Source organism: Bradyrhizobium sp. Mp27, from assembly GCF_029953005.1.
GTDB classification, from domain to species: Bacteria; Pseudomonadota; Alphaproteobacteria; order Rhizobiales; family Xanthobacteraceae; genus Bradyrhizobium; species Bradyrhizobium barranii.
The window spans coordinates 1-344 of record NZ_JASAUS010000699.1; the positions used below are offsets into that span (position 1 = coordinate 1).

At 61.3% G+C, this 344-nt stretch carries 1 protein-coding gene; it reads left to right on the top strand.

What is annotated here, in order from left to right:
- A partial coding sequence (locus QJT78_RS52390; RefSeq protein ID WP_281460971.1) for a transposase occupies positions 1-344 on the top strand: 344 nt, incomplete at both ends.

Here is a 344-nt window from a genome sequence, read left to right on the forward strand (position 1 = left end):
CGATCATTTCGAGCGCCATGGTGGCCGCGATCGGCACTGGAGACGTCTTCTCCAAAGGCCGTGACTTCGGCGCCTGGCTCGGACTGGTGCCCAAGCAGATCTCGACGGGAGACCGCACGATCCTCGGCAAAATCTCAAGGCGCGGCAATCGCTACCTGCGCGTTCTGTTCGTGCAGGCGGCATGGGTTGTGCTGGTCAGGATCAAGAACTGGGAACGTTACGGACTCAGATCTTGGATCGAAGCCGCCAAGAAGCGATTGCACCACAACGTGCTGGCGATCGCACTCGCCAACAAGCTTGCCCGCATCGCCTGGGCGGTGCTGGCTAAAGGACGCGCCTTCGAG